Genomic DNA, 17,962 nt, shown 5'->3' on the forward strand with positions numbered 1-17,962 from the left:
TTTTCAGGGCGTCAACAAAAAATCGACCAATCCGGCAAAATGTGAAATTCATTTTCACAAACCGGGCCAAACAGGTTCAGCTTGCTTTCTTAAAAGGCTAGGACTTCTGCGAGCAGTGAGGCCGTCGGGACGGTCTAGGCGCGCACTCTGCCGGAAAGAAACCGTTCGAGTGCCTGAAGCGCGTCATGGATGAGGACGGCCAGCGCGGCCACGATGAGGCCACCCTGAAGCACGAAGGCGAGGTTGTTCGACTGAAGGCCCGCGATGATGACTTCTCCGAGCGTCTTGGCCGCTACGGTCGAACCGATCGTTGCGGTCGCGAGACTGATGACGACGGACAATCGAATCCCGGTCAGGATGACCGGCAGCGCCAAGGGAAGCTCAATGTTGATGAGCCGCTGGCGCTCCGTCATACCCGCGCCGCGTGCGGCCTCCATCACAGTAGGTGGCAGGGTCGTCAAACCTGTCAGCGCATTTTCGAAGATCGGCAGCAGGCCATAAAGGAAGAGCGCGATCAGCGTCGGCTTCTCCCCGAAGCCGAAAATCGGCACCGCCAGCGCCAGAACAGCCACCGGCGGAAAGGTCTGGCCGATGTTCACGAGGCTGCGCGAAAGCGGGAGAAACTCGGCCCCGGCCCTCCGCGTCACGAGGATCGCCAGCGCCACGGCGACGACCGCCGCGGCAAGCGTTGCGACAAAAACCGTCCTGAGATGCAGCACGGTCAGCCAGAACAGACTGCCCTGGTTATAGATCGCCGGCGCATTTTGCTGGACCAGCGGCCTCAGCAAGGGTTCGAACCAGGAGGGCTGCAGCAGAAAGACGAGCAACAGCAGCAGGACCGCCGTCCGGGCGAGCTTGGGAAGCCACGCCATCACCTTGGCCTCGCCGCCCGTTTTGCCAAGCCTTCGAGGCTTACCTTGCCGAGGATCGCGCCGTCCGGCGCGGCAACCGGTAGCGCAGATCGCCCGGACCACAGGAGCTCGGAGAGCGCCTCGCGCTGGCTGAGCGTCGCCGGTATCGGCGCGCCCTCGGCCGCGCCGGGCTCGAGCGCGTCAGCGGCCGTGTCGATCGCCAGCAGTCGGAACGGCCTCTCGCTGGTGCCGATCAGCGTTTCGACGAAGGGTGTCGCGGGTTTGACCAGCATCTCGGCTGGTGTCGCGTATTGCACGACCTCGCCCTTGTCCATCACGGCGATCCGGTCGGCGAGATGAAAGGCTTCTTCCATGTCATGGGTGACGAGGATGATCGTCGTGCCGAAATGTCTCTGGATGGCGACGAGATCGTCCTGCGCCTTGGAGCGGATGATCGGATCGAGAGCGCCGAAGGGTTCGTCCATCAACAGTACGTTCGGTTCGGCGGCGAGCGCGCGCGCAACGCCGACCCTCTGCTGCTGGCCGCCGGAAAGCTCATGCGGATAGCGCGGGCCGAAGGCCGCGGGATCGAGCTGGAAAAGCGTCAGCAGTTCCTCGACCTTCGCGTCGATGCGCTTCCTGTCCCAGCCGAGGAGCGTCGGCACAGTGGCGATGTTCTGGGCGACCGTGCGGTGCGGAAACAGCCCGTGGCCCTGGATGGCATAGCCGATCCTGCGCCGAAGCTCGAAATCCGGCAGGGCGCGGTTATCCTGACCATCGATCCTGATCGTGCCCGAGGTCGGCTCGACCAGCCGGTTGACCATCCTGATCAACGTCGTCTTGCCCGAGCCGGAGGTGCCGACGATCACCGTGATCGTGTGCGGTTCGACGGTCAGCGACACGTCGTCGACAACGGTCGTGTTGCCGTAGCGCTTGGTGACATGTTCGATTTCGATCATGCGGCATTGCCCTGGTTGCGGTCAGTTACGGTCATTTCGATCAAGGCGTCGAGCACGATCGCCGCCGCGAAAGCCAGGACGACGGTCGGCACAGCCCCGAGCAGCACGAGGTCCATCGCCGTCTGGCCTATGCCCTGGAAGACGAAGACGCCGAAGCCGCCGCCGCCGATGAGGGCAGCGATCGTTGCGAGCCCGATGTTCTGGACGAGCACGATGCGGATGCCGGTGAGGATCACCGGAAAGGCGAGCGGAAACTCGATGCCGGCAAGCCGCTGCCAGTCGGTCATGCCGATGCCGCGCGCCGCGTCGTTGGCGTCACGCGGAACGCCGGCGAGCCCGACCACCGTGTTGGCGACGACGGGCAACAACGAATAGAGAAACAGCGCAACGAAAGCGGGAGCCACGCCAATGCCGCGAATGCCGATTGCCGCTGCGCCCGGCACATGCGTGGCGATCCAGCCGAGCGGCGCGATCAGTATGCCGAAAAGCGCAATCGACGGAATTGTCTGGATGGCGTTGAGGACGTTCAACACGCCGGCACGCAGCTGCTCTACCCGATGGCAGAGCACGCCAAGCGGCAAACCGATCACGGTCGCCGCTGCGAGCGACCCGAGCGCGAGTGTCACGTGTCGCCCCGCCTCCTTCCAGAAGGTGTCGGCGCGGCTCGCATATTCCCTCAGCATGGAAAGCCCGTCCCAGCCTCCGGCGATCAGCATCGCACCGGCGGCTGCAAGAACGGCGGCAAGGAACAGGAGTCGGATGACCGGCCCGGGGTTCATGCGTGTCAGCGCATCGGCAACCAGAAGTGAAAAGGCAAAAACCATGACCCAGAAGCCGGAGGCCGGCGAAACGCGGGCGTAGGTATTTTCCGGCGGCGTCAGATGATTGGCGGCCATTCCGATCAAAACGCCAAGCGCGACGAGAGCGGCAAAAGCCACCATCATTCGCACCAGGTTCGGCGTCTTGAAGAAGGCAATTGCGGCAGCCAGTGCGACGAGGGCGAGAAGCGCGTATCCGAGCGATGGCGGCAAGGCGTCCAGAATTGCCTTCGCTTCACCCTGGACGATCCGGTTGGCCCTAAATGTTGCAAATGGCGCGAGAAGCGCGCCGTAGACAGCAAGCGCGGCAATGACGACGCCGAGCTTGTCGAGGCGGAAGGGCACGCGTTCCTTTCCTTGGATCATGCCATCACCCATGGCGTTTCAGGAGTTGCCCGTCCGACCGGATGGACGAGGGGGCGCCTGTCCGAGCAAGCGCCCCTTCTCACATCATTTCAGAAAGCCATTCTTCTTCAAGAAGTCTTCAGCAACGCCCTTGGCCGGTTCGCCGCCAACCTGGACGCGCCCGTTAAGCTCCTGCAGCGTCACGAGGTCGAGCTTTTCGAAGACCGGTTTCAGGAGTTCTTCGATCTGCGGATTTTCCTTGAGCACAGCCTCGCGGATGATCGGCGACGGCTGATAGACCGGCTGGACGTTCTTGTCGTCTTCGAGCACGACAAGGCCCGAGGGCGCGATACCTCCATCGGTGCCATAGACCATCGCGGCGTTGGCGCCGTTCGTCTGGTTCGCGGCCGCGGCAATCGTCGCCGCCGTGTCACCGCCGGAAAGCGTGATAAGTTGTTCCGGCTTCAGCTTGAAGGAATAGGTCGTCTGGAACGCCGGTAGTGCTGCGGCCGAGTTGACGAATTCGGACGAAGCCGCAAGCTTGACCTCGCCACCGCCCGAGACATATTTGCCGAAGTCGGAGAGTGTCTTGAGCTTGTTGGCCTCCACGACATCCTTGCGCAAGGCGATCGCCCAGGTGTTGTTGGCGGGCGACGGCGTCAGCCAAACGATCTTGTTGGCGTCGTAGTCGAGCTTCTTTGCCTGCTCATAGGCCTTGCCAGCATCCTTCCAGGCCGGGTCGTCCGCCTTCTCGAAGAAGAAGGCCGCATTGCCGGTATATTCCGGATAGATGTCGATCTCCCCGGCGGTAATCGCCTTGCGCACGACGGGTGTTGCGCCAAGCTGAACACGATCCGTGGTCTTGATGCCGTTGGCATTGAGCACGGCGAGAATGATATTGCCGAGCACGCCCCCCTCCGTGTCGATCTTTGAAGAAACGACGACATCGGCCTCAGCCGCGGCAGCGGTGAGCACAATGGCAAAGGCGGTACCGATAACAGTCTTGATCAGGCGCATGATTGTCTCCCTCGGATTGGTCTCGCAGTTTGATCACGGATTCTCCGCCGCGTCGGGGTAAGCCATTCCATATATGTCAGGGTTCGGCGAAAAATAGAGCGAGTCGGGCGCCCGTACCTGCGGTTGAATTCTCCGGCGCGCGCACCCTTCTATTGGACATTGCAATCGACGCCGTTCTCGGCCACTCTTCGGTCTGCGCATGGAATTGTTTCGGGGGAAACATGTCCGTCTATATTCTCGCGCTTTTCATCGGTGTGGTGGCGGGGCTTCGGGCCATGACCGCGCCAGCGGCCGTCAGCATCGCCGCGGCCGCCGGCTGGCTTCCTGTCGCCAATAGCTGGGCGGCTTTCATGGGCTTCCGGTTCACGCCCTATGTCTTCGGTCTGCTCGCCCTCGTCGAATATGTCACCGACCAGCTTCCGAGCACGCCGAGCCGCAAGGTGCCGCGGCAGTTCGGCGCGCGCATCGTCAGCGGCGGCTTCTGCGGCACGGTGATCGGCACTGCGGCCGGATCACTCATTGGCGGCGCGGTCGCCGGCGCGATCGGGGCCATCATCGGCACGCTCGGCGGCTACGAGGCGCGAAAGCGACTTGGCCTTGCCATTGGCAAGGACCTCCCGGCCGCCCTTCTCGAAGATCTGATATCAATTCTGCTAGCCTTCTGGGTGGTGTCCTCCGTGTCATGAGCAAGCACTTCGACGCAATCATCATCGGCGCCGGCCAAGCGGGACCATCGCTCGCCGGGCGGCTGACCGCTGCCGGCAAAACCGTTGCGCTCATCGAACGCAAACTCTTCGGCGGCACCTGCGTCAACACCGGCTGCATGCCGACCAAGGCCATGGTCGCCAGCGCCTACGCAATCCACACGGCCCGCCGCGGCGCCGATTACGGCATGACGACCGGCGCCGTTTCCGTCGACTTCGCCCGCGTCATGGCGCGCAAGGAAAAGGTTCGGCTCGATGCGCGCTCGGGCGTGGAAAGCTGGCTCAAGAGCATGAAGAACTGCACGGTCTTCGAAGGCCATGCGCGCTTCGAAAGCCCGACGGAGGTCCGCGTCGGCGATCAACTGATTTCCGGCGATGAGATTTTCATCAACACCGGCGGACGTGCCGCGGTTCCGGATTTTCCGGGCGTCGACGAGGTTCCCTATCTCACCAACACGTCGATGATGGACCTCAGCGAACTCCCGGAGCATCTCGTCATCATCGGCGGCAGTTATATCGGGCTCGAATTCGCCCAGATGTTCCGTCGCTTCGGTTCGGACGTCACGGTCATCGAGAAGGCGCCACGCCTGATCGGGCGGGAAGATCCTGACGTATCCGATGCGATCCGCGACATTCTCGAAAAGGAAGGCATCCATATCCGCCTCAATGCCGAATGCATCCGTTTCGCCAGGCACAAAGACGGGGTCGCCGCCGGCGTCGATTGCACGTCAGGGGCGCCGGAAGTCATCGGTTCGCATGTGCTGCTCGCCACAGGCCGCCGGCCGAACACCGATGATCTCGCACTCGACAAGGCTGGCGTGAAGACCGACGCGCGGGGCAATATCGACGTCGACGATTTCCTGCGATCGAACGTTCCGCATATTTTTGCGATGGGCGATTGCAACGGCCGCGGCGCCTTCACTCACACCGCCTACAATGACTTCGAGATCGTCGCCGCCAACCTCCTCGACAACGACCCGCGCCGGGTGACGGACCGCATTCCGACCTACGCGCTTTATATCGACCCGCCGCTCGGTCGCGCCGGGATGACCGAAAGCGACGCCCGCAAGTCCGGCCGCAAGCTCTTGATCGGCACACGACCGATGACGCGGGTTGGGCGTGCCGTCGAGAAGGGCGAAACGCAAGGCTTCATGAAGGTGATCGTCGACGCAGACACTGAGGAAATCCTCGGTGCATCGATCCTCGGCACCGGCGGCGACGAGGCGATCCAGAGCATTCTCGACGTCATGTATGCAAAGCGGCCCTATACGATGATCACCCGCGCCGTGCACATTCACCCGACAGTGTCGGAACTGATCCCGACGGTGTTCGGAGATTTGTCACCTGCCTAGGGGGGCAGAGAACCGACGTCGTCTCAGACCGCCTCGCTGAACCACCTCAACGACATGCAAGACAGCCCTGCATCGATCTTGCCGATTTCCGTGGTCTTCAGCGGTACGACCCTGAAACCCGCCCTGTCGAGCATGTCGATGGTGCGCGGGAAGTCGGAGCCGACCATGACGACGTCGTTGACGCGAAGGGCGTTGGCGGCCGCCTCCTCGCCCTCCGGAATGATCACCTGCTTGAATTTCCTGAAGACACCCGAGCGCGCCAGGCGGTTGGTGGAGAGCACCGTTTCGTCGTCGAGAAGCGAGCAATCGGTCTTGAAATGCAAAACGCCTTCGGGCGTCGCGACGATCTCGCTCTTACGGCCGAGCCTGTCGAGGCAGTTCTGAAGCGCTTCGGCGCCTGCCTTGTCGGTGCGGGCCGAGAGACCGATCATCACGCTTTCGCGCGTCGTCAGCACGTCGCCGCCATCGGCATAGCCGGCGCCCGGCAGGCCGAGAACGGTCTCGAACATTTCTCGCAGCGTCGGCTCGATTTCCGCGGTCTCCTTGACGCGGGTCGCCGCACCCGGGCGCAGAAGGATCGCGCCTTCGGTGAAGACCAGCGCCGGGTCCTCGACGAAGATCGAGTCCGGGAAGGTTTCGAGTGCCGGCAGAACGGTCACCTTGACGCCAGCTTCGCGCATGGCGCCGATATAGGCGTCGTGCTCGGCCTTCACGCCCTCAAAGGTCGGGTTGCCACGATCGTCAGCACGCAGACCGTTGACGACGGATTGAGACGGCGTGCGGACAATAATGGAGTTGAACTCGTAAGCGGGGCGTGGCTGCGGCATTCGTTGCACCCTTTGGTTGGGACCAACCCTTTCTAAAGCCGGGTGAGCAAAGGTGTAAAGCGGTTCTCTGGTTGCGGGCGCTCAGCGCGAAAGTTAAATACCAGCTGAAGTGTAAGGGCGCGACAACATCGCGATGACGTCCGTCGGTGCGGCGCCGCCAGTCTCCTCACAGCAACAGGAAAATATCGTGAGCCACATTCCGCAGATCGATTATGACACCGCGTCCGATGCGATCCGCGCGGCGTACGACGAGGAGATCTTCCTTCGCGGGCGCATGACGAATATGAAGCGCACGCTGCTTCATTCGCCGACGGCACACCGCATCTACGCAGAATGGTTCACGCTGCGAGAGGAATTGCGGCCGGCGCTCGACGACCGTGCCGTCTGGCTGCTCTGCCACGCGATCTCCGAGGCCATGCGTTCCCGCATCGCAACGGGGTTCTTTCGCCGCGCCTTTGCCAATGCGGGGATTGATTTCAAGTCGATCGCGCCGAGCGAGGACGAGGAGCGCCTGATCGCGTTCGGCCGAGCGATCGTTGCGGATTCCAACAATGTTCCCGCTGCGATCTGGGACCGGTTGAAGGTGCGCTACGACAGCGCCACGCTCGTCAACCTCGTCGCCTTTGCCGGCATCATGGTTGCAACCGCGTTGTTCAACAATGTCGTCGAAGTGGATTTCGACCCGGAACTGCTGCCTTACGCGGACCCATCATCCGCCTGACGAGGCCAGCACTGGCCGCGGTGTCAATGCGATACTCTGCTCGTGAAAGCGGGATTGCCGCGCAGCGTATTGCTGACTGTGCAGATCTCGTTTTCCGCGGCCTCCGCGATCGCGTGGCGAACGGTATCGTCGAAATCGCCCTTGATGGAAAATTCGATGTCGAAGCGTGCAACACGTGACGGCTCGTCATGGGCTTTCTCGCCAGTGACCTTCGCGGAAACTTCCGTCAGCCTGTCGAGCACACCGAAGCGGCTTGCCGCGATGCGGGCGCTGAGCACCAGGCAGCTCGCCAGCGAAGCATAGAGAAGATCGAGCGGACCGTAGCCCGGCTGTGATGGGCCGGTGACGATGTCCAACTCGGCGCCGGTGACCGACATGACGTGCGGGAAACCCGTCCGCCCCACGACAGCGGTCGCCCCCGTCTCCCTCGTCCTTACCTTCAACTCAGCCATTCACCATCCCCTTCCCGCTCCGCATGCGACCGGCGCAATATCAACGCAAAGCCCCGCTCCCGCAACAACGCCGCGGACCTTATGAGGGCCCGCGGGACTTGTTCCCAAAGAGATGGACGTGGATCGCACAGCGATCCGCGGCGTCGCTCAGTTCTTCTTCACCAGGCGGTAGAAGACAAAGTCGGACGTGGCGCCGTTGACGTAGCCGGCGACCTTGTTGTTCATCGCCACCTGGGTCGCCGCCTGGAACATGATCACGATCGGCGACTTCTCCTGCACCTTCTTCTGCAGCTCGACATACATCGCGTTGCGCTTGGCGGGATCGGCCTCGGCTTTTGCCGCCTTGGTGGCCGCGTTGAGCTCGGCCGGCACGGCCCAGCCATTCCGCCAGGTCGTCGTCGACTGGTAATGATCGTCGGAGTTGTCCTCGTTGAAGGCGAAGGCAGCGGCGTTGGAATCCGGATCCATGAAATCGGGACCCCAATAGAGCAGCATCGCTTCATGGGTGCGGGCACGGTACTTGGTGATCACCTGGCTCCCGGTTCCCGGAATGATCTCGAAGTCGATCCCGGCTTCGGCGAACGAAGCCTGCAGCGACTGCGCCATGTCGGTAAACGGCGTCGAGTTGATGACATCGAGCGTCACCTTGATCGGCGTCTTGATGCCGGCGTCGGCAAGAATTTTCTTCGCCTTCTCGACATCGTATCCATAGGGCGTCTCGTCGAGCGAGCCGGGGAAGCCTTTCGGCCAGAAGGCCTGGTGCACTTCCATCTGGCCCTTGAGGAAGCTGTCGGTCATGCCCTTGTAGTCGACGAGATAGCGCGCGGCCTCCCAGACGGCTTCCGGCTGCAGGGCGGTGGTCCTCTGGTTGAAGGAGAGGAAGTGAACGGCCGCCTGCGGATAAGATTCGACCTTCATGTTTTCCTTGCCGGTGATGCCGGCGACCTGATCGGGCGTCAGGTTCTTCGCCATGTCGACGTCGCCGGTCTCGAGCAGGAGCTGCTGCGTCGCCGCCTCCGCAACATGGCGGATGATTACGCCTTTGATTGCCGGGGCGCCGCCGAAATAGTTCGGATTGCTCTGAAGGTTCAGCAGTTCGCCGGCGCGGAAGGCGCGCAGCACAAAGGGCCCGGTTCCGGCGGAGTTGGCCTTGAGCCAGGCATTGCCGAAGTCACCGTTCTGCTCGTTCGCCTTGACCGCCTCGGCATCGACGACCGATGCCGGGCGGGCGGCGAGAACGTTGAGCACGAAGGCGGACGAGAAGTCGCCTTCATACTTGACGACAACCTTGTTGCCGTCGGCGGTCACCATCTTCTCGATATTTTCCGGTGTCCAGCCGAGCTGCGTCAAGATGAAGGCCGGCGCCTTGTTCAGCGCCACGACACGCTTGAACGAGTAGACCACGTCTTCCGCGCGCAGCGGATTGCCGGACGAGAAGGTCACACCGTCACGCAAGGTGAAGGTGATCGTCTTGGAGGCATCGTCCGCTGTCCACTCGCTGGCGAGGCCGGGCGCCAGTTTTTGAACGTCGGGAGCGTCATACTGCACGAGGCGGTCATAGGTTTGCGTGACATATTCGCCTGACGAGAACTCGTAAGCCTCAGCCGGATCGATGCTGACGATGTCGTCGATGTTCTGGGCGACGACCAGGACGTCCGCCGGCGTTTCTGCCAATGCGGCGGGCGAAACGCTCAACGCCAGTGATGCCGCGAACACCGCGGCCTTGAAGATTTTCATCATCGCTTCTCCTGTTTTCGATGAGGCTTGGTTTTTGCAGGCAGTGCCGGTGTTCCCGTGGTCTCGGCGCCGCCTGCTTCCTTCGATGCGGCTGTTCGCGGCCTGAAAAGCGGCAGCGTTCCGGTCCAGAGGAGGCGCGTCGCCCTGTCGGTCCTGTTCCACCAGTAATGCGGCTGGATGCCCCTGAAATGAAGCCCGTCGCCGTTCGTCAGCGTCGTCTGCTCGCCATCAAGGCCGAAGAGGATCTCGCCATCGAGGATGAAGACGATCTCCTCCCCTTCATGGCTGAATACTTCCGACCGGTGGCCCGGCGGGATCGTGATGACGAAGCTCGAAAGCTGGTTGCCGGCGAAGTCTGCGCCGATGCGCTCGTAGGCGACCGGTGAGCCACCGACGGAAAAGACCATTCGATCTTCAGCGCGCGAAAGACCGGTGTCGATTGCCGGGGCCAGGATGAAATGGCTGATCTCGGTGTCGAGGCCACGTGCGATCTGGGCGAGCGTGCCGAGCGAGGGCATGGCGAGGTCCCGCTCGACCTGGCTGAGATAGCCGACCGAAACACCGGCAGCGTCACTCAATTCCTGGAGCGTCATGTGCATCTGCCGCCGGCGCGCACGCACGAGCGCACCGATCCTCGGCTGCGACGCGGAATTTGCGCTTCCTTGTGCGGCACGTGCATCGTCCGATGCGGTCACGACCGACTCTCCTCCCGCAGTAAAATTTTTTTGATTTAAGCAAATTAATTTATATACTCCAAGCGAATTGTTGCGCTGTGGGCGTGGCCCAATGCAGGACAATGAGGGATGGAGCCGCCGTGGCAAATGACAGCACGACCACCGTCGCCGGACCGGCGCGTCGCCGCGGAGCGATCGGCTCGGGCCACCGTCGGCTCGTCGCAGCTGCCGGCTTTCTCGTCACGCTGGCCGTAACGTTCCTCGGGCTTCTCGCGATCACGTTTTTCATCGGCCGGATCGTGCCGATCGATCCGGTGCTCGCGGTCGTCGGTGACCGCGCCCCGGCCGCGGTCTATGAGCGCGTGCGCGTGGAAATGGGCCTCGATCGTCCCTTGACGACACAGTTCGCAAGCTATGTCGGCGACGTGCTGACCGGCAATTTCGGCACGTCGGTTTCCACCGGCAGGCCAGTTCTCGAGGATCTTGCCCGCGTCTTCCCGGCGACGCTCGAGATGGCAACGCTCGGCATCATCATCGGTGTCCTGCTCGGCGTTCCCCTCGGCGTCATTGCCGCAAGCCGGCGCGGCTCCTGGCTCGACCAGGCAATCCGCGTCGTCGGCCTGCTCGGCTATTCCGTTCCCGCCTTCTGGCTCGGCCTCGTCGGGCTCGCGGTGTTCTATGCCCGGCTCAACTGGGTCGGCGGTCCCGGCCGCGTGGAGATTTTCCTCGACGGCCTCGTGCAGCCAGTGACCGGCCTGCTTTTGATCGACAGCATCATCGCCGGCGATTGGGAAGTCTTCGGCAACGCTGCATGGCATCTCATATTGCCGGCCTCCTGCCTCGGATTTTTCTCATTGGCCTATATCGCCCGCATGACGCGCTCGTTCATGCTCGACCAGCTGAGCCAAGAATATGTCACGACCGCCAGGGTCAAGGGTGTCCCGGAGCGGCTGGTCATCTGGCGCCACGCGTTCCGGCCGATCCGCGTCCCGCTGATCACCGTCATCGGGCTTTCCTATGCCGGCCTGCTCGAAGGCTCGGTGATGATCGAGACCATCTTCTCCTGGCCCGGCATCGGCAACTATCTGACCGTGGCGCTGCTCAACGCCGACATGTCCGCGGTGCTCGGTTCGACCCTCGTGGTCGGTGCGGTCTTCATCGGCATCAACAAGATTTCGGACGTGCTCTATCGCGTGCTCGATCCACGTGCGCGCTAGGGAGGTGTGGGACATGGCAACGCTTCGCGACTGGCTGATCGACGACAGCCCCGCTTCCCCGATGCAGGCCCGGCTCGGGCGGCTCTACCGCATCCTCGGCGCGCTGATGCACAATCCGCTGGCGGTGGTCGGCGCAATCATCATCGTCGCCCTGATACTCGCGGCACTTTTTGCGCCCTGGCTCGCGACGCACGATCCGCTACGCCAGGCGCTTGCCGAACGGCTGCTGCCGCCGAGCGCCGCGCACTGGATGGGCACCGACGAACTGGGGCGCGATATCTGGTCGCGCGTCGTCTATGGCGCTCGCATCACCCTGGTGATCGTCGCACTCGTCGCCGTCCTTGCGGCGCCGGCCGGTCTCATCATCGGCGTTGTCTCCGGCTATTGCGGCGGTTGGGTCGATCGCGTCCTGATGGGCATCACCGATATCTTCCTGTCGCTGCCGAAGCTGATCCTGGCGCTCGCCTTCGTCGCCGCGCTCGGCCCGGGGATCGAGAACGCCATCATCGCCATCGCGATCACCTCCTGGCCCGGCTATGCCCGCGTCGCACGCGCCGAAACGCTCACGTTCAAGAATTCCGAGTTCATCGCCGCCGTGCGCCTGCTCGGCGCGTCGAGCCTCAGGGTCAATCTCGGCCATGTGCTGCCCCTCTGCACCTCGTCGATGATCATCCGCGTCACCCTCGACATGGCGGGCATCATCCTGACGGCCGCCGGCCTCGGCTTCATCGGCCTCGGCGCTCAGCCTCCGCTGCCGGAATGGGGCGCGATGATCTCGCGCGGACGCTCCTTCATTCTCGATCAATGGTGGGTCGCAACGATGCCGGGCTTCGCGATCATCCTCGTCAGCCTCGGCTTCTGCTTCCTCGGCGATGGTCTGCGCGACGTGCTCGACCCGAAGAGCGGAGAACAGCGCTGATGAAACCGCTTCTCGAAATTGAAAACCTGCGCATCACCTTCCCGACGGCACGCGGCGACATCGACGTCGTGCGCGGCATATCCTTCACGCTTGGGCGCGAGCGCCTCGGCATCGTCGGCGAAAGCGGCTCCGGCAAATCGATGACCGGTCGCTCGATCCTGAAGCTCGTACGCGCACCCGGCCGCGTGACCGCCGACAAGCTCGCCTTCGACGGCATCGATCTTCGCACCCGCTCGGAGAGAGAGATGCGCGCCATCCGCGGCGCCCGCATCTCGATGGTGATGCAGGATCCGAAATTTTCGCTCAATCCGGTGATGACCATCGGCGAGCAGATTGCCGAGGCGCTGCTGACGCACAAACGTCTGCCGCGGCGGGAAGTGAACGACCGCATGCACGCCATGCTCGAATCGGTGCGCATCACCGATCCGGAGCGCGTCGCCCGACTTCACCCGCACGAGGTTTCCGGCGGCATGGGGCAGCGGGTGATGATCGCGATGATGCTCATTCCCGAACCGGACCTGCTCATTGCCGACGAGCCGACTTCGGCGCTCGACGTCTCAGTGCAGGCACAGGTGCTCGACATCATCGACGAACTCGTCAGGCGCAAGGGCATGGGGCTGATCTTCATCAGCCACGACCTCAATCTCGTCTCGAGCTATTGCGACCGGATCCTGGTGATGAACGCCGGCGAAGTGGTGGAAGAATGCACGGCCGGCGAATTGATGAAGGCCACGCACCCCTATACCCGTGGCCTCATCGCCTCCATTCCGCGGCTCGATGAAACAAGGGACGAGCTGCCCGTGCTCGACCGCAGCGCATGGGCCAAAGCATGACCGCGCTTTCTCTCAAAGACCTCGACATTTCCTACGGCGACACGCAGATCACCCACAAGGTGAGCCTCGACATCGCCGAGGGCGAAAGCTTCGCGCTCGTCGGCGAAAGCGGCTCGGGCAAGTCCACCGTCTTGAAGGCGATCGCCGGGCTAGCGTCTCAATGGACCGGCGAGATCCTCGTTCTCGGCAAACCACGCAGCCACGGCGTCGACCGCGACTTCTCGCGGGTATGCCAGATGGTGTTCCAGGATCCCTATGGTTCGCTGCATCCGCGAAAAACCGTCGATGCGACGCTTGGCGAAGCCCTGACGATCCATGGCATTGGCGACCGCAGCACCCGGGTCGAGGAGGTCATGGCCTCCGTCGGCCTCGACCGGAAATTCCGCTTCCGCTTTCCGCACCAGCTCTCCGGTGGCCAGCGCCAACGCGTGGCGATTGCCCGTGCACTGATGCTGAAACCGAAGATCCTGCTGCTCGACGAGCCGACCTCAGCGCTCGATGTTTCGGTCCAGGCGGAAATCCTCAACCTGCTCAAGCGACTGCGCCGCGAGCAGAATCTGACCTTCCTGCTGGTCACCCACAATCTGCCGGTCGTCTCTTTCCTCTGCGACCGGCTGGCGGTCATGCGCCAGGGCCGCATCATTGAAGTGGCCAGCGTCGACGAACTGAAGCACGGCGACCTCAGGGAACCCTATTCGCGCGAGCTGATGCAGATCAGCGCCGCACACGCCACCTAGATCCGTTCATTGTTTCATTGAAACAGTGAAACGATCTAACCCTTTGAAACTTACGCAATTCCGCACGGAAAACCGTTACACACTTTTCCTGGATTTGCTCCAACCCTCCTCACACAAATCCTCCCAAGGACACAGAATGAATACCGAGCATATTGCCGCCCTGGCGGAATTCGACGCGACCATTGCCAACGACGCCGGCACGGAGGCGGCCTATCGCGCTCTGCAGACGCTCAGCCGAAAGCTGATCGGCGCCAAGCTGTTCACGATCATGACAGTGGACATGGCCAACGAGCTGGCGCGCCGCGCCTATACTTCGCATCCCGACGAATACCCGGTCTACGGCACCAAGCCGATCCACTACGATCGCTGGTTCGACACGGTTCACAAGGCGCGGGAAACCTTCGTTGCCAATACGATCGCCGACATTTCGACCGTCTTCGGCGACTACGAAACGATCGCCGCCCTCGGCTGCGGATCGGTCGTGAACATTCCCGTCGTCGTCGGCGGCGAACTGCTCGGCACCGTCAACTGTCTGGACGTCGAGCAGCACTACACGCCGGAGAGGGTCGCACTTTCAAAGCTCATCGAGATGCCGGCGAAGCTCGCATTCCTCGCAGCCGCGCGGACCGCGGCAAAGTAAGCGGCGCGGCCCCTCACCAGGCTGTGATCGGGTCGCGGCGCATTTACGACCGCGACCCTTCGCCTTGGTCACGCCGACGCGTCAGGCGGATTCCGGCGAAATGACGCCCTTGGTGAACAGGAAGCAACCGTAGAAACGCGTCTCGCCCGTGGTGATGACGCAATAGGCCTTCTTCGCCTCCTCGTAGAAAGCGAAACGCTCGATGCCGTACATCGGCGCCGGCTTGCCCTCTGCACGATCGATTTCGGCCTGAACCTCGTGCTGCACCGCCGGAAGCTCGTCGGGCGCTCCCATGACTTCCATGCGCCCGGCGGAAGGTTGCAGCGGCGTATCGAGCGGCAGCACCGAAAGCACCGCCTTCACCGCGCGCGCGGCCGAGACATTGTCGATATGCAGCAATTTTCCGATCGTCGTCTGGCGCGCGATCGCGTCGGACGGGAAATTGGTGTCCGAGATGACCAGCGTGTCACCGTGCCCCATCGAACGCAGCGCGTGCAGTACGTCGGCGTTGAGAGCCGGGTCGATATTCTTGAGCATTCCTGTTCTCCTCCCCTGCATGATTCCTCGCAGCCGGACCTAAGGAATCATGCCGCAATTCACAGATCTATAGCGAGCTTTTGCACGTCCGATCAACGCATGGCGCCATAGGCAACCGCCCACAAAGGTCCGGCGGCGCATGGCCGCATGCCGTTTCCAGCGCCGGTCGTCAACAGGTTGTTGTTATTTCTCCGCTCTTTCGGCCGAGCCCCCCCGGCCGAAAGATGCTTGGTCCCCTACTCGCCGTAGGGGATCCAGATGTTCTTGACGTCGACGGCACGACGCAGGAATGCCGGACCTTCGGCGGCCGTCCGGTCCATCCAGTCGATCGCCTTGCCGTAGTCGACAAAGGTGCGCTTGAGGTTGCCGACGGAAACCTTCTCGACCAGCGTCGAGAGCTCCGGCGAGCCGAAGGCCCAGAGCGCATCGACGTCGTTGTGGGCGGCAAGCGTCTTGGCGAGTTCGACCGCCGATCCGGTGACGATGTTGACGACGCCGGCCGGTACATCGGATGTTTCAAGCACGGAATAGAAATCCGTTGCCGCCAGCGGATGCTGCTCGCTCGGAACGGCGACGACACGATTGCCGACGGCGATCAACGGCGCGACCAGGCTGATGAAACCGAGCAGCGGTGCCTCGGGCGGGCAGATGACGCCGACGACGCCCTGCGGCTCCGGCATCGCCAGCGCAACGCCGCGCAGCGGCGGCTGGTGCACGACGCCCTCGTATTTGTCCGCCCAGGCACCATACGTGAAAAGACGCGCGATCGCGGCGTCGACCTCAGCCCTCGCACCGGCTGCCGAAGCGCCGGTCATGGCGGCGATGCGATCGGCAAATTCCGCCGCGCGGCCGCTCAGGTTTTCGGCGATGTAATAGAGGATCTGCGCGCGGTTGTGCGTCGTTGCGGAAGACCAGGCCGACGCGGCCTGCGCCGCGACGACGGCGTTGCGGATATCCTTGCGATTGCCCTCGCCGACCTCGCCGATCACCTTGCCCTTGGAGGAAAGCACCGGCCGCGAATAGTTTCCATCCGGCCGCGCCTGCTTGCCACCGATGAAGAGCTTGGCGGTGCGGTCGAGCGCCGGCATGGAGAAGTCGCCCGCGGCCGCTTTCACGACCGGCTCGGCCGGAACAGCACGGAGCTTGCGCCCGACCCAGGCCTTCGGCTTCAGGTATTCATAGCAGCCCTCGCGACCGCCTTCACGGCCGAAGCCGGACTCGCGTTTTCCGCCAAAACCGGCCGCGGCATCGAAGAGGTTGGTGGCATTGACCCAGACCACGCCGGCCGCAAGCTTCGCGGCTACATGCAGCGCGAGCCCGATCGTTTCGCTCCAAATGCTGGCAGCGAGGCCGTAGCGCGAATGATTGGCGAGCTGGATCGCCTCCTCCGGCGTGCGGAAGGTCATGGAAACCGCCACTGGCCCGAAGATTTCCTCGGTGGCAACGATCGATGTCGGCTGGACATTGGTGAGCAGCGTCGGCGGGTAGAAACTGCCGCCCTTCGGCAGCTCGATCTTGGGCTGATGCAGCGACGCGCCCTCGGTCACACCCTGGGCGACCAGGCTTTCGATCCGCCGCAACTGCACCGGCGCGACGATTGCCGCCATGTCGATCGCCTTGTCGAGCGGATGCCCGACGCGCAAGGTCCCCATGCGCCGCGTCAGGCGTTCATGGAAAAGCGGCGCGATGCCCTCTTGGACGAGGAGGCGCGAACCGGCACAGCATACCTGGCCCTGATTGAACCAGATGGCATCGACCACGCCTTCGACCGCGCCATCGATATCGGCATCGTCGAAGATGATGAAGGGCGACTTGCCGCCGAGTTCCAGCGTCAGCGACTTGCCGGTTCCGGCGATCTTCTCGCGGATGAGGCGCCCGACCTCTGTCGAACCGGTGAAGGCGATCTTGTCGATATCGTCATGCTCGACGATCAGCGCGCCTGTTTCCCCCTCGCCCGTCACCACATTCAGGACGCCCGGCGGCAGCCCGGCCGCGGAGGCGAGTTCGGCGAAGAGCAGCGCCGTCAGCGGCGTGAATTCGGCCGGCTTCAGGATGACGGTGTTGCCGAGCGCCAGCGCCGGCGCGACCTTCCAGGCCAGCATCAGGAAGGGGAAGTTCCATGGGATGACCTGGCCGACGACGCCGACCGGCACCTGATCGGCGAACTCGGTCTCCTGCAGCTGCGCCCAGCCGGCATGGTGATAGAAGTGACGGGCGGCAAGCGGGATGTCGATGTCGCGTGTCTCGCGGATCGGCTTGCCGTTGTCGATCGCCTCGACCACCGCAATCAGTCGCGCATGGCGCTGGATCATACGTGCCAGCGCATAGAGATGACGCGCGCGAGCATGGCCGGGCAACTTCGCCCAGGCGCCCTGCGCCTTGCGAGCGGCAGCAACCGCGCTGCTGACGTCCTCACGGCCACCGAGCGCGATCTTGGCGAGCAAGGCACCGGTCGCCGGCTCGTAGGTATCGAACGTCTTTCCAGACGCCGAAGCGACAAAGGCGCCGTTGATGAAGTGGCCGAACTCGCCCTTGTGGCGCGCGAGCCACTGGCGTGCTTCCGTATCGCCCTCGGGTGCGGGACCGTAGGACATTTCGTCAAAATACCTGGCAACCGTCATC

General features: G+C 63.1%; 18 protein-coding genes. 8 read left to right on the top strand and 10 right to left on the bottom strand.

From position 1 onward, the window contains the following. Window positions 1–134: 134 nt before the first annotated feature. From QN222_RS05470 to QN222_RS05485, 4 genes are all read right to left on the bottom strand, one after another. On the bottom strand, window positions 135–872 hold the full coding sequence (locus QN222_RS05470; protein WP_284005288.1) for an ABC transporter permease: 738 nt from the start codon (window positions 870–872) through the stop codon (window positions 135–137). Beyond that, on the bottom strand, window positions 872–1,810 hold the full coding sequence (locus tag QN222_RS05475) for an ABC transporter ATP-binding protein (RefSeq protein ID WP_283961366.1): 939 nt from the start codon (window positions 1,808–1,810) through the stop codon (window positions 872–874). The genes QN222_RS05470 and QN222_RS05475 overlap by 1 nt, the downstream gene beginning before the upstream one ends. Beyond that, window positions 1,807–3,006: an ABC transporter permease gene (locus tag QN222_RS05480; RefSeq protein ID WP_283961365.1), complete on the bottom strand. Its 1,200-nt coding sequence runs from the start codon at window positions 3,004–3,006 to the stop codon at window positions 1,807–1,809. Before QN222_RS05480 ends, QN222_RS05475 begins: the two co-directional genes overlap by 4 nt. A gap of 72 nt (window positions 3,007–3,078) precedes the next feature. Then, window positions 3,079–3,990, bottom strand: coding sequence for an ABC transporter substrate-binding protein (locus QN222_RS05485; protein WP_283961364.1), 912 nt, complete (start codon window positions 3,988–3,990; stop codon window positions 3,079–3,081). A gap of 221 nt (window positions 3,991–4,211) precedes the next feature. Between QN222_RS05485 and QN222_RS05490 the strand changes: the two genes are divergently transcribed. Together QN222_RS05490 and QN222_RS05495 are read left to right on the top strand one after the other, a co-directional pair. Further along, window positions 4,212–4,676, top strand: a complete 465-nt coding sequence (locus QN222_RS05490) for a DUF4126 domain-containing protein (RefSeq protein WP_283961363.1) — start codon at window positions 4,212–4,214, stop codon at window positions 4,674–4,676. Continuing rightward, window positions 4,673–6,046, top strand: a complete 1,374-nt coding sequence (locus tag QN222_RS05495) for an FAD-containing oxidoreductase (RefSeq protein ID WP_284005289.1) — start codon at window positions 4,673–4,675, stop codon at window positions 6,044–6,046. Before QN222_RS05490 ends, QN222_RS05495 begins: the two co-directional genes overlap by 4 nt. A gap of 23 nt (window positions 6,047–6,069) precedes the next feature. On the opposite strand, the gene QN222_RS05500 is transcribed toward QN222_RS05495, so the two are convergent. After that, window positions 6,070–6,873 (bottom strand): dimethylarginine dimethylaminohydrolase family protein, encoded by an 804-nt coding sequence (locus tag QN222_RS05500; RefSeq protein WP_283961361.1) that lies wholly within the window; start codon window positions 6,871–6,873, stop codon window positions 6,070–6,072. A 187-nt stretch (window positions 6,874–7,060) separates the two neighbouring features. On the opposite strand from QN222_RS05500, the gene QN222_RS05505 reads away from it, so the two are divergent. Continuing rightward, window positions 7,061–7,594: a hypothetical protein gene (locus QN222_RS05505; protein WP_283961360.1), complete on the top strand. Its 534-nt coding sequence runs from the start codon at window positions 7,061–7,063 to the stop codon at window positions 7,592–7,594. A 23-nt stretch (window positions 7,595–7,617) separates the two neighbouring features. On the opposite strand, the gene QN222_RS05510 is transcribed toward QN222_RS05505, so the two are convergent. The 3 genes from QN222_RS05510 to QN222_RS05520 all read right to left on the bottom strand — a co-directional run bounded on the left by QN222_RS05510 (window position 7,618) and on the right by QN222_RS05520 (window position 10,478). After that, window positions 7,618–8,046 carry an OsmC family protein gene (locus QN222_RS05510; RefSeq protein ID WP_283961359.1) on the bottom strand — a complete coding sequence of 143 codons (429 nt, stop codon included), beginning with the start codon at window positions 8,044–8,046 and terminating at the stop codon, window positions 7,618–7,620. Window positions 8,047–8,193: 147 nt separating this feature from the next. Continuing rightward, on the bottom strand, window positions 8,194–9,783 hold the full coding sequence (locus tag QN222_RS05515; protein WP_284005290.1) for an ABC transporter substrate-binding protein: 1,590 nt from the start codon (window positions 9,781–9,783) through the stop codon (window positions 8,194–8,196). Beyond that, the gene (locus QN222_RS05520; RefSeq protein ID WP_284005291.1) at window positions 9,783–10,478 is read right to left on the bottom strand and encodes an XRE family transcriptional regulator; all 696 of its coding nucleotides are present in this window, start codon (window positions 10,476–10,478) and stop codon (window positions 9,783–9,785) included. The genes QN222_RS05515 and QN222_RS05520 overlap by 1 nt, the downstream gene beginning before the upstream one ends. Window positions 10,479–10,651: 173 nt before the next feature. On the opposite strand from QN222_RS05520, the gene QN222_RS05525 reads away from it, so the two are divergent. From QN222_RS05525 to QN222_RS05545, 5 genes are all read left to right on the top strand, one after another. Further along, window positions 10,652–11,674 carry an ABC transporter permease gene (locus tag QN222_RS05525; protein ID WP_283966067.1) on the top strand — a complete coding sequence of 341 codons (1,023 nt, stop codon included), beginning with the start codon at window positions 10,652–10,654 and terminating at the stop codon, window positions 11,672–11,674. Window positions 11,675–11,687: 13 nt separating this feature from the next. After that, window positions 11,688–12,593 (top strand): ABC transporter permease, encoded by a 906-nt coding sequence (locus tag QN222_RS05530; protein ID WP_284005292.1) that lies wholly within the window; start codon window positions 11,688–11,690, stop codon window positions 12,591–12,593. Next, the gene (locus QN222_RS05535; RefSeq protein WP_283965939.1) at window positions 12,593–13,426 is read left to right on the top strand and encodes an ABC transporter ATP-binding protein; all 834 of its coding nucleotides are present in this window, start codon (window positions 12,593–12,595) and stop codon (window positions 13,424–13,426) included. The genes QN222_RS05530 and QN222_RS05535 overlap by 1 nt, the downstream gene beginning before the upstream one ends. Then, complete coding sequence (locus QN222_RS05540) at window positions 13,423–14,163, top strand: ABC transporter ATP-binding protein (protein ID WP_283965940.1); 741 nt, start codon at window positions 13,423–13,425, stop codon at window positions 14,161–14,163. The genes QN222_RS05535 and QN222_RS05540 overlap by 4 nt, the downstream gene beginning before the upstream one ends. Before the next feature lie 136 nt (window positions 14,164–14,299). Further along, window positions 14,300–14,803, top strand: a complete 504-nt coding sequence (locus tag QN222_RS05545; protein ID WP_283965941.1) for a GAF domain-containing protein — start codon at window positions 14,300–14,302, stop codon at window positions 14,801–14,803. Between the two features lie 81 nt (window positions 14,804–14,884). Here the strand turns inward: QN222_RS05545 and QN222_RS05550 are convergent, their stop codons facing one another. Then, window positions 14,885–15,340 carry an RbsD/FucU family protein gene (locus tag QN222_RS05550; protein WP_283965942.1) on the bottom strand — a complete coding sequence of 152 codons (456 nt, stop codon included), beginning with the start codon at window positions 15,338–15,340 and terminating at the stop codon, window positions 14,885–14,887. Window positions 15,341–15,576: 236 nt separating this feature from the next. Continuing rightward, the gene (locus QN222_RS05555) at window positions 15,577–17,961 is read right to left on the bottom strand and encodes an aldehyde dehydrogenase family protein (RefSeq protein WP_284005294.1); all 2,385 of its coding nucleotides are present in this window, start codon (window positions 17,959–17,961) and stop codon (window positions 15,577–15,579) included. Window position 17,962 lies beyond the last annotated feature (1 nt).

Origin of the sequence: Sinorhizobium sp. 6-70 (assembly GCF_030124375.1) — a bacterium.
Lineage (GTDB): Bacteria > Pseudomonadota > Alphaproteobacteria > Rhizobiales > Rhizobiaceae > Sinorhizobium.

What these genes read in the sequence shown, in the direction of transcription:
- QN222_RS05470 (WP_284005288.1), bottom strand. Translation starts at nt 872, where the DNA reads ATGGCGTGGCTTCCCAAGCTCGCCCGGACGGCGGTCCTGCTGCTGTTG.
- QN222_RS05475 (WP_283961366.1), bottom strand. Translation starts at nt 1,810, where the DNA reads ATGATCGAAATCGAACATGTCACCAAGCGCTACGGCAACACGACCGTT.
- QN222_RS05480 (WP_283961365.1), bottom strand. Translation starts at nt 3,006, where the DNA reads ATGGGTGATGGCATGATCCAAGGAAAGGAACGCGTGCCCTTCCGCCTC.
- QN222_RS05485 (WP_283961364.1), bottom strand. Translation starts at nt 3,990, where the DNA reads ATGCGCCTGATCAAGACTGTTATCGGTACCGCCTTTGCCATTGTGCTC.
- QN222_RS05490 (WP_283961363.1), top strand. Translation starts at nt 4,212, where the DNA reads ATGTCCGTCTATATTCTCGCGCTTTTCATCGGTGTGGTGGCGGGGCTT.
- QN222_RS05495 (WP_284005289.1), top strand. Translation starts at nt 4,673, where the DNA reads ATGAGCAAGCACTTCGACGCAATCATCATCGGCGCCGGCCAAGCGGGA.
- QN222_RS05500 (WP_283961361.1), bottom strand. Translation starts at nt 6,873, where the DNA reads ATGCCGCAGCCACGCCCCGCTTACGAGTTCAACTCCATTATTGTCCGC.
- QN222_RS05510 (WP_283961359.1), bottom strand. Translation starts at nt 8,046, where the DNA reads ATGGCTGAGTTGAAGGTAAGGACGAGGGAGACGGGGGCGACCGCTGTC.
- QN222_RS05515 (WP_284005290.1), bottom strand. Translation starts at nt 9,783, where the DNA reads ATGAAAATCTTCAAGGCCGCGGTGTTCGCGGCATCACTGGCGTTGAGC.
- QN222_RS05530 (WP_284005292.1), top strand. Translation starts at nt 11,688, where the DNA reads ATGGCAACGCTTCGCGACTGGCTGATCGACGACAGCCCCGCTTCCCCG.
- QN222_RS05535 (WP_283965939.1), top strand. Translation starts at nt 12,593, where the DNA reads ATGAAACCGCTTCTCGAAATTGAAAACCTGCGCATCACCTTCCCGACG.
- QN222_RS05540 (WP_283965940.1), top strand. Translation starts at nt 13,423, where the DNA reads ATGACCGCGCTTTCTCTCAAAGACCTCGACATTTCCTACGGCGACACG.
- QN222_RS05545 (WP_283965941.1), top strand. Translation starts at nt 14,300, where the DNA reads ATGAATACCGAGCATATTGCCGCCCTGGCGGAATTCGACGCGACCATT.
- QN222_RS05550 (WP_283965942.1), bottom strand. Translation starts at nt 15,340, where the DNA reads ATGCTCAAGAATATCGACCCGGCTCTCAACGCCGACGTACTGCACGCG.
- QN222_RS05555 (WP_284005294.1), bottom strand. Translation starts at nt 17,961, where the DNA reads ATGACGGTTGCCAGGTATTTTGACGAAATGTCCTACGGTCCCGCACCC.